At 68.8% G+C, this 8,167-nt stretch carries 8 protein-coding genes; 5 read left to right on the top strand and 3 right to left on the bottom strand.

The window, feature by feature from the left end:
• A partial coding sequence (locus VE172_RS06655) for a response regulator transcription factor (protein WP_324798908.1) occupies window positions 1–162 on the top strand: 162 nt, incomplete at its 5' end.
• On the opposite strand, the gene VE172_RS06650 is transcribed toward VE172_RS06655, so the two are convergent.
• The 3 genes from VE172_RS06650 to VE172_RS06640 form a co-directional block, all read right to left on the bottom strand.
• A complete protein-coding gene (locus tag VE172_RS06650; RefSeq protein ID WP_324798906.1) occupies window positions 149–1,897 on the bottom strand; it encodes a protein kinase domain-containing protein in 1,749 nt (582 codons plus the stop codon). The genes VE172_RS06655 and VE172_RS06650 overlap by 14 nt on opposite strands.
• Window positions 1,894–3,261, bottom strand: coding sequence for an NB-ARC domain-containing protein (locus VE172_RS06645; RefSeq protein ID WP_324798904.1), 1,368 nt, complete (start codon window positions 3,259–3,261; stop codon window positions 1,894–1,896). The genes VE172_RS06650 and VE172_RS06645 overlap by 4 nt, the downstream gene beginning before the upstream one ends.
• A 185-nt stretch (window positions 3,262–3,446) precedes the next feature.
• The gene (locus VE172_RS06640) at window positions 3,447–3,851 is read right to left on the bottom strand and encodes an SRPBCC family protein (RefSeq protein WP_324798902.1); all 405 of its coding nucleotides are present in this window, start codon (window positions 3,849–3,851) and stop codon (window positions 3,447–3,449) included.
• An 81-nt stretch (window positions 3,852–3,932) separates the two neighbouring features.
• On the opposite strand from VE172_RS06640, the gene VE172_RS06635 reads away from it, so the two are divergent.
• The 4 genes from VE172_RS06635 (at window position 3,933) to VE172_RS06620 (ending at window position 8,139) form a co-directional block, all read left to right on the top strand.
• Window positions 3,933–4,526, top strand: coding sequence for a CGNR zinc finger domain-containing protein (locus VE172_RS06635; protein ID WP_324798899.1), 594 nt, complete (start codon window positions 3,933–3,935; stop codon window positions 4,524–4,526).
• Between the two features lie 110 nt (window positions 4,527–4,636).
• A complete protein-coding gene (locus VE172_RS06630) occupies window positions 4,637–6,685 on the top strand; it encodes an RNA degradosome polyphosphate kinase (protein ID WP_324798896.1) in 2,049 nt (682 codons plus the stop codon).
• Window positions 6,682–7,569 carry an NUDIX hydrolase gene (locus VE172_RS06625; RefSeq protein WP_324798893.1) on the top strand — a complete coding sequence of 296 codons (888 nt, stop codon included), beginning with the start codon at window positions 6,682–6,684 and terminating at the stop codon, window positions 7,567–7,569. Before VE172_RS06630 ends, VE172_RS06625 begins: the two co-directional genes overlap by 4 nt.
• A 99-nt stretch (window positions 7,570–7,668) precedes the next feature.
• Complete coding sequence (locus tag VE172_RS06620) at window positions 7,669–8,139, top strand: hypothetical protein (protein ID WP_324798890.1); 471 nt, start codon at window positions 7,669–7,671, stop codon at window positions 8,137–8,139.
• The last annotated feature ends 28 nt before the right edge of the window (window positions 8,140–8,167 follow it).

The following is an 8,167-nucleotide window of genomic DNA, read 5'->3' as shown; positions in this document are numbered from 1 at the left end:
TTGGCCCAGGGCCTCAGAAACGCCGAGCTCGCCGAGCGGCTGTTCTTGGCCGAGGGGACGGTGAAGACGCACGTGGCCCGCATCCTCACCAAGCTGGGTCTGCGCGATCGGGTGCAGGCCGTGGTGGTGGCGTACCAGACGGGGCTGGTCAGTGCGGGGTGAGCAGGATCGGCTTCTTGGTCTTCCAGGTGGCCTCGCCGTTGCCGAAGCCGAGATGGCGGTACCAGTAGAGTTTGCCGTCCTTGGTGCGCGCGTAGACGATGCCGCCCGCGCTGGAGATGATCGAGGCGTACTTGCCGAAGCCGTGACCGACAGGCTCCTCGGACCAGTTGTTCGAGCCACCACCCTGATCGCCGTGGACGTGCCATTCGATGTCCCCGTGGGGATCCACCGTGTAGATCAGCTCCCCACCTCCCGACGCCAACCGCACGTGCTTGGCGTCCCAGTCGGTCCTGGTCACCTTGCCCTCGTAGGTGTTCCATTCGATCGCCTTGCCCTCATCGGGCCAGGTGTGCAGGAACCATCGCAGGTTCCCGTCGGAGTCGATCGCGTAGAACACCGCGACCGACGTGGCGGACACGATCTTGTAGCCCTTGAAGTCATGGCGCAGCAGGGTCCCCGAGTGCTTGCTCCAGGTGTCGCGGCCGCCCTTGGGATCGGTGTGGCGGTACCAGTAGAGGTCGCCCGCCTTGTTGACGGCGTACAGCGTGCCGTTGCACCCCGCCACGACGCGGCGGCCCTTCCAGTCGCCGCCGATGCGCTTGCCCGAACGCTTGTCCCACTTCACCTCGCCGCTGCCGAAGCCCAGGTGGCGATACCAGTAGACGTCGCCGTTGTCGGCCACCTTGTAGAAGACCCCGTCCTGCGAGTCGACCAAGGTTCCCGAGTCGAGCCCTGGCGGAATCCACGGATGATGGGTCTTGTCCTTGGGGCCCGACGCCGACAGCGATCCCTCGTCGGCCGCCCACGGCGCCAGGATGACCAGCGTCGCCACGATCGCCGCCACCAACGCCAGGGCCGCCGTCAGTGTGAACGCGCGCTTCGTCGTGGGGGACAGGCGAACCGACGTCGGCGTCATCTCGCTGGACGTGCCGCCGCAGGCCGCCACGAAGTCCGAGGCGGAGACGAAGCGTTCCTCGGGCGTCTTGCTCAACGCGCGCGTGATCGACCTGGCCATGGCCTTCGGGGTTCCCGAAGGGGGCTCGGGGGGCTGCTGGCGCTGGTGTCCATTGAAGATCGCCAGGGGTTCGCCCTTGAACGGCGGTTCGCCCGCCAGGCACTCGTACGCCACGATCCCGAGGCTGTATACATCGGACTCGGGGCTCAGGGGCCGACCGTTGAGCTGCTCGGGTGAGGCGTAGCTCAACGTGCCCATGATCTGGCCGCTTTGGGTGAGTTGGGTGCCGCCCAGCGAATGCGCGATCCCGAAGTCCAAAAGGGTCGCCTTGCCGTCGGCGCCGACCATGATGTTGCTGGGCTTGATGTCGCGGTGGATGATTCCGTTGCGGTGCGCGGCATCCAGCGTCGCCGCGACCTGCTCGAGGATCGGCAGCAGCCGCGGCGCCTCCAGCGGCCCCCGCATCGACAGCATGCGCGACAGCGTGGTGCCCTCGATGTACTCCAGCACCAGGTAGGCGACGTCCTCGCCGTCGAGCACCTCCTCGCCGTAGTCGCGAATCCGGGCGGTGCCGGGCACGTCGAGCGTGGTGAGCGCGCGGGCCTCCCGCTTGAAGCGCTGGCGGGACTCCTCGCTGTCGGCCAGATCCAGGCGCAGCAGCTTGATCGCCACGGTGCGATCCAGGCGGGTGTCGGTGGCGCGCCACACCTCACCCATGCCGCCGCGTCCCGCCAGGGCCTCCATCCGATAGCGACGGTCGAGGTACCGCCCCGCCCTCATTGGCTCACCCGATAGGTGGTCGCGGTCTGGAGGCGGTTGAGGGCCGCCCGTTGGCTGCGGGTGGCCTCCTCGCGGTCCAGCAGCCTGCGGGCGTACGCCGAGGCCACGGCGTGCAGGCGGAAACGGTGGGCCTTCCTGCGCAGCAACAGGTGTCGGTCGTACAGAACCTGGAGGTGGCCGTGGGCGACCTCGACGGCCACATCGGACAGCACCGCGACATCGTAGGCGGAGAACTCGAAGCCCGGATACAGGCCGAGCAGGCGGAAGGTCCGCCGCACCTCGCGCGCCAGGCCGTGGCAGGAGCCCGCGAGGATGCGGTGGCTGGCCTCGTCGAGGCGGAAACGCCGCAGCCGCTCCTCGTGATCGGCCAGGCTCCAGGCGGCCTCGGCGGGATCCGACAGCTGCGCCCCCAGCGCGATCAGATCGAAGGGTCGGCGTCCACACAGGTCATTGATGAGGCGGACGGCCACGCCGGGCTCGGCGCGCAGCCGATCGGCCGAGTCGAAGCGCGCCAACAGATCCACGCAATCGTGGTAGGCCAGCGGCCCCACCTCGACGCCGCCGTCGAGCCGCTGTTGGGTGGTGGCGATGACCGCGCAGTGCGGGGTCGCGGGCACCAGCCGTGCCAGTTGCTCGGCGTCGGCGACGTTGTCGAACACGATCACCGCGCGCTGCTCGGACAGCTGCTGCCGCAAGCGTTCCCGCCGCTGCCCCTCGTCGGACATGTTGACGATCGCGGGGTCGCGCACGCCCAACAGCTTCAACAGCGCCGCCAGCACCTCCGCGGGCGGGGTGGAGTCGATGTCGGGGTCGAATCCGTGCAGATCCACGAAGAACTGTCTGCTCAGGGTCGGGTCGCGGACCAGGAGCCGCTGCGCCAGCTGCATCGCCAGCTCGGTCTTGCCGATCCCCGCCAGGCCCGTGAACACCACCACGGGTGGTCGCCCCGCCGCCCACGCCGCGTCCGACGCCGCCAGCGCGTCGTCGATCACGGCGTCGCGCCCGAGGAACTGCTTGCGCCCCAACGGAATCGCGCCCGACACGTCCGCCCGCGACGCCACCGGGCGGCGCCCGTCGGCGACCTGGCACTCCTGGTCCAGGCGCAGCAGACCCGCGTCGTCCAGGCCCAGGGCGCGGGCGATGTCCAGCACCAGGTCGCGGTCGAGGCGGCTGCGTCCCCTGCGGAAACAGTCGTTGACGGTCTGGCGGGCGGTCTGCCTCACGTTGCGCGCCAAACGGATCGCGTTGACCTTCGTGGTGAGCTCCCGAAACGGCACGTCGCCCGCCGCCGAGCGCAGCCTCTCGAGGTACGCGGCCACGTCATCGGGGGTGCGGCAGCCGGGTACGGCGGGGGGCGGGTGCATGAACGTTCCTTGCGGGGGCGAGCAACGTGGACGAAGCCACGACTTTACCAATCGTGGCCGGGCGGCCGGGAGTGTCCGAAATTCGGTGGTATGGGCGTTGACCTGGGGACAGCGGCCCCGTGACGTCTCACATCGTCATTCGAATGCGGAGGATGCCTCGTGAGACGAGACATCCTCCGCATTCCCTATCTGTCCTCGATGGACTCCTTCATGACGGCCAGGCCGCCCTCCATGGCCTGGGCCAGGGGTTCGGCGAGGCTGTCGGGAAGAACGTCGTGGATCCACACCACGCGACTGTGCTTGTCGCCGTTCGCGAAGACCTGCATGGACGCGTTGTCGTGTGTGGGCCGTGCCCAGCCGTCATTCCACTCCCAGACCATGCGCCGTGCCTCGTGGTCGATCGCGATGAGACGTTCACGCGCGACCTGACCGTTGGCGAAGCTCACGACCCTGATGTCGTCGGACTCCAGCCGTGTCCCGGTGACATAGCCGGGTGCCATGCGTTGCGGTCCCTCGGCGAAGTCGCTGTAGACCGCCCAGACCTCGGCGGGGGACGCCGCGATCTCGACTTCCTTGATGACGGATACCACGTCATAGCTCCTATCTAACTAGTGAAATGAGAACGATAGTTATATACCTGGCTATAGTCAATGGCTGGTTAGACTGAACTCATGCCCGAAATCACGAGGACTCGGCCGGACAACGACGCCGAGGGGACGGCACCGCTGCCGCTGCGCTGGATCGAGGAATTCGTCAACACGCGCCGCGCCGACCGGGACGACATCGCGACCCCGGCCCAACTGGCGGGCTGGCTGCACGAGCGGGGGCTGTTGGCCGAGCGGGCCGTGATCACCGCCTCACAACGCGATCGCGCCGAGGTGGTTCGGGAGGGACTGCGGGCCGTGCTGGCCGATAACAACGCTCCGACCGTCGCCAGCCCGCGGCCGGACGGTCTCGACCCGAACGCGCGTGGTGCGCTGGCCGACCTCGTCGACGAGCTCCCGCTGACGCTCGACGTGACCGCCGGCCCACCGCGACTGTCGCCGGGCGCCGGACAACCGGCCGACACCGCCCTGGCCGCATTGCTCGCCATCGTGGCCGAAGCCGCCGCCGACGGCACCTGGGCCCGCCTCAAGACCTGCCGGGAACCCAGCTGCCGCTGGGCCTACTACGACCACTCCCGCAACCGGGGACGCACCTGGTGCTCAATGGACCTGTGCGGCAATCGCGCCAAGGCGCGTGCGTTCCACCATCGCGGCCCTTAACCGACACAAGGTGACGCACCGATCGCGACCCGCGCCCCACGTGGCGTCTGACTTGCGTACTTAACTATCTCGCTATCTGCGGTTAACCGTGATCATGGATCTTGAGATGCATGAGTGACACACAGCGATCCCCGCAGCCAGCCGAGGACCTGCCCGCCGACCGCTTCCTCGACCGCGAAGAGAGCTGGTTGAGGTTCAACGAGCGCGTGTTGCGACTGGCCAGCTCGGGCGAACTGCCCCTTTTGGAGCGAGTGCGCTTCCTGTCCATCTTCTCGTCCAACTTGGACGAATTCTTCATGGTGCGGGTGGCGGGGCTGATGCGGCGCATCGCCACGGGGCTGGCCGTGCAGTCCGCCAGCGGCCACCACCCCCACGAGGTGCTGGAGCGGATCTCGAAGCTGGCCCACGAGCTTTCGGTCGACCAGGCGCGGTGCTTCCGCGACGAGGTGCTTCCCCTGCTCGTCAAGGAGGGCATCGAGATCGTCCGCTGGGCGGAGCTGTCGGAGCCCGAGCGCGAAGACATGCACTCGATGTTTCGCACCCGCATCTACCCGGTGCTCACCCCGCTGGTGGTCGACCCCGCGCACCCGTTCCCGTACATCTCGGGCGGCTCGCTCAACCTCGCGGTGATGGTGCGCGACCCGCAGCGCGACCTCACCATGTTCGCGCGGGTCAAGGTCCCGCCGCTGCTGCCGCGCTTCGTCTCCGTGGCGGACGGGCGCTTCACGCCGCTGGAGGACGTGATCGCCGCGCACCTCACCCAGCTGTTCCCCGGCATGGACATCGTGCGGCATCACTCGTTCCGGGTGATCCGCAACCAGGACCTCGAGATGGACGACGACATCACCGAGAGCCTGCTCAAGACCCTGGAGCGGGAGCTGCTGCGCCGCCGCTTCGGGCCCGTCGTCCGCCTCGAGGTGGAGGACACCACGGCGCCCGAAGTGTTGGAGCGCCTGATATCCGAGCTCGGCATCGACCTGGGCGCGGTGTACCGCCTGCCCGGGCCGCTTGACCTCAGCGGACTCGGCGAGATCGCCGACCTGGACCGACCCGACCTGAAGCACCCGCCGTTTCGCCCGTCGGAGGCCGTGCTGCCGCCCGAGGCCGACATCTTCGCGAAGATGCGCGAACGCGAGCTGCTGGTCCACCACCCCTACGACTCCTTCGCCACCAGCACCGAACGGCTCATCGGGGAGGCCGCCGCCGACCCGAGGGTGTTGGCCATCAAGCAGACCCTGTACCGCACCAGCGGCAAGTCACCCATTGTGGACGCGCTGGTGGACGCCGCCGAGGCGGGCAAGCAGGTCGTCGTCGTGGTCGAGATCAAGGCCCGCTTCGACGAACGCGCCAACATCGAGTGGGCGCACAAGCTCGAGCGCGCGGGCTGCCACGTCATGTACGGCATCGTGGGCTTGAAGACCCACTGCAAGCTGGCGCTGGTGGTGCGCGAGGAGGCCGACGGGACGCTGCGGCGCTACTGCCACATCGGCACGGGCAACTACCACCCCAAGACCGCGCGGCAGTACGAGGACGTCGGGCTGCTCACCAGCGACCCCGAGGTCGGCGAGGACGTCAGCGCCCTGTTCAACCACCTCACGGGGTACTCGCGGCACGAGTCCTACCACCGCGTGCTGGTGGCGCCCGACTCCCTGCGCGACGGGCTGTTGAGCCGCATCGAACGCGAGATCAGGAACAAGCGGCGCAGGAAGCCCGCGCGCATCCGCATCAAGTGCAACTCGCTGATCGACGAGCAGATCGTCGACGCCCTGTACCGCGCCTCGCGCGCGGGCGTGCCCGTCGACATGTGGGTGCGGGGGATCTGCGCGCTGCGACCCGGCGTCAAGGGGCTGTCGGAGAAGATCCGGGTGCGCAGCGTCCTGGGGCGGTTCCTGGAGCACTCGCGGATCTACGCGTTCGAGAACGCGGGCGACGGCGAGGTGCTGCTGGGCAGCGCCGATCTCATGCACCGTAACCTAGACCGGCGTGTCGAGGTCCTGGTGCGAGTCACCGACGACGACCATCGCGCCCAGCTCACCGAGCTGTTGGACACCGGCACCAGCGACGACACCGCGTCGTGGTGGCTGGACGCCGACGGCACCTGGGTCCACCACGGCGAGGGCAGCGATATTCAGGAGCTCCTGATGCGGAGGCGGCGATGAACCCACCCGACATTTTGGCCGCGGGCGCGGTGCTGTGGCGGCAAGGTCCACTCCAGACCGAGGTGGCTCTCGTTCACCGCCCCAAGTATGACGACTGGACCTTTCCCAAGGGCAAGTTGAAGAACGGCGAGCACCTGCTGCGCGCGGCGGCGCGCGAGGTGTACGAGGAGACGGGCATCAGCCCGAAGCTCGGCCGCCAGCTTCCGTCCACGTTCTACGAAAAGAACGGCGCCGACAAGCGCGTCGACTACTGGGCCGCCGAACCCGAGCCCCACCAGCACGCCGACGGCCTCGGCGGCGACGAGGTCGACGCCGTCGAGTGGCTGACCGTCACCGACGCCGCCCGCCGCCTCAGCTACCAGCGCGACGTGGACCTGTTGCGCGCCTTCACCTCCGGGCCCACCAAGACCGTCCCGATCATCCTCGTGCGGCACGCCAAGGCCGTCGGCCAGAGCGAATGGCCCGACGCGGACATGCTGCGGCCGCTGGACCTGCGGGGGCGGTCCCAGGCCGCCGAACTGGCGGGCCTGCTGGCCTGCTTCGGCCCCGCCACCGTGTACTCCTCGGCCACCGCGCGCTGCCTGGAAACGCTGCTGCCGTACGTCAACGGCGAGGGACTGTCCATCAAGACCGAGGCCGCCTTCACCCCCGACACCGCCAAACCCGGCCAGGCCACCCAGCGGCTGTGCGAGCTGATCGGCCTCAGAACGCCCACCATCGTGTGTGGACACAGCGACCAGATCACCGACATGGTGAACGCCGCCTGCCAGGCCTTCGGCGCCCAACCTCCCGACGACCCCACGCTGCGCAAGGCCGCGTTCTGGGTCCTGCACCCGGCGGGCTCGCGCATCGTCGCCGTCGACCAATACCAGACCCAGTCCTGAAACGGGCCTTGTCCGCGCTATCGGCGAAACGCTCATAATCCCTGGTCGGCACGGTACATTCCGTGGTGGCTGACACGGGAGATCCATAGGGGAGGATCTATGAGCATCAAACGCACGGCCATCGCGCTGGCCTTGGGCGCGGGACTGGCGCTGGCGCCCGTCGGGGTGGCGCACGCCGAGAGCATCGGCGTCGCGCTGTCGCCGCCCACGGCGGGACCTGGCACCGAAGTCGAGATCAGGGTGCCCAACTGCACGACCGCAGGAAGCGCGAGCGTCAACGGCATCACGATCACGCTGACGGTCGAGAAGAAGGACGACGCCGCGTGGGGCCAGTACACGGTCCCGTCCACCATGAAACCCGACGACTACACGGTGACCGTCCACTGCGGAAGCCAGTCGGCTGACGCCACGCTGACGGTCACCTCGGGCAGCGGGGCACCCGCGGGCGGGGGCGCCACTGCGCGAACGTCCGCGATGCCGATGGTGGTCGGCGGCGGCATGGTGGCGCTCGGGATGGTCGGTGCCGTGGTCGTGATGCGCAGGCGACGCCCCCGCACCGCGACGCGTTGAGCGCGCCCCCGTCGGGTGCGGCCGATCG

The sequence above is a fragment of the Stackebrandtia sp. genome (genome assembly GCF_035643755.1).
In the GTDB taxonomy this organism is placed as follows: Bacteria; Actinomycetota; Actinomycetes; order Mycobacteriales; family Micromonosporaceae; genus Stackebrandtia.
Note: the sequence above shows the minus strand (reverse complement) of the source record. Positions and strands in the feature narration are given on the sequence as shown.